The sequence below is a fragment of the Asticcacaulis sp. W401b genome, from assembly GCF_046503825.1.
Classification (GTDB): Bacteria; Pseudomonadota; Alphaproteobacteria; order Caulobacterales; family Caulobacteraceae; genus Asticcacaulis.
This window is the reverse complement of the sequence record NZ_JBKFEE010000048.1, coordinates 1-1,540: the sequence shown is the minus strand read 5'-3', so window position 1 is coordinate 1,540 and position 1,540 is coordinate 1. Positions and strand designations below refer to the sequence as shown.

Sequence of the window (1,540 nt, the reverse complement as noted above, 5' to 3'; positions counted from 1 at the left end):
TTAGCCAAGAATCGGCTTGGGATATGCGACGTCGACCACGGTCTCGCCGGTTGGGTCTATACGCCCTTTTCCTAGCTGACCGGGAAAAGGGCATTACGGACGCCCTGGTCGATCTGCTGATCGAGACTGTGCACAAGATGCACAAAAAGGCACAACGCAAGGTTATGGGGCGTATGACGCGCGACCTGACGCGCGTTCACCATAAGGACCGGATGCTGTTCAAGATCGCGAAGGCGGCGCTGGCCAATCCCGACGGCAAGGTTCGTGATGTCGTTTTCGCGGTCGCTAGCCAGGAAAGGCTGGAAGCCGTCGTCGCCGAGTATGAAGAGGGCGGCACCTATCACGAACAGGTCCAGAAGGCTCTGAGGGCGTCATACGGCGGCCATTATCGGCGTCTGTTGCCGCACATGCTCGACGCCCTAGAGTTCCGATGCAATAACGTGCAGGCCCATCCTGTCCTGACGGCACTGAACTGGCTTAAAGGCGCGCTAAACGAAGAGCCGATGCGCCGCGTCATTCGCTCTGGAGACGGGCTACCGATCGACGGCATTGTCCCGGCGAAATGGCGGGATCTGATCGTGGAGACGACGGCCACCGGGTGGCGGGTTGACCGGATCGACTATGAGGTCTGTGTTCTGCTTGCCCTGCGTGACCGGCTTCGTTGCAAGGAGATCTGGGTCGTCGGTGCTGATCGTTACCGCAACCCCGACGATGACGTGCCGAAGGATTTCGAGACCCGCCGTTCCCAATATTACCAGGAGCTAGCCCAGCCCGCCAATGCGTCAGACTTCGTCGACAAAATAAAGGCCGATCTGGCCGCGGCGCTCGGGCGCCTGAATATCGCACTGCCACGACAATCTCTGGTTCGTCTGCGCACCACTGGCGAAAAGCGCATATCCTTGACACCCTTGGAGCCGCTTTCGGAACCAACGAACCTCGTCGCGCTGAAGGCCGAGATTGACAAGCGCTGGACTGGTACCGGCCTCCTGGATGTCCTGAAGGAAACAGCGCTTCGGACGGGTATGCTCAGGTCGTTCACAACCTCTGGCGATCGGGTCATTCTCAGCGAGGAAGACCTGCACAAACGGCTGTTGTTGAGCCTCTATGCGTTGGGCACGAATGCCGGTCTTAGGCGGGTTTGCAGTGGCCATGACGGTGTCAGCTACTCCGAGCTATTGCATGTCGAGCGACGGTTCCTGAGCAGGGAAGGGTTGCGGGATGCTAACGCCTTGGTAACCAATGCGATCCTGGCCCAAAGGCTTCCAAGTATATGGGGGGAGAGCACCGCTTCATGCGCTTCGGACTCCAAGAAGTTCGGTGCCTGGGACCAGAACCTGATGACCGAATGGCACATGCGTTACGGCGGCCGCGGCGTCATGATCTATTGGCACGTCGAGCGCAAATCGACATGCATCCATTCCCAGCTGAAGCGCTGCTCGTCATCCGAAGTCGCGGCCATGATCGAGGGCGTGCTGCGTCATTGCACTGACGCCGAGGTCAAAAGCCAATTTGTCGACAGCCACGGCCAAAGTGAGGTGGC

At 59.2% G+C, this 1,540-nt stretch carries 1 protein-coding gene; it reads left to right on the top strand.

The genetic code is table 11. The features are described from left to right. Window positions 1-23: 23 nt before the first annotated feature. On the top strand, window positions 24-1,540 hold a 1,517-nt coding region (locus ACK8OE_RS20780), incomplete at its 3' end, for a Tn3 family transposase (RefSeq protein WP_410274218.1).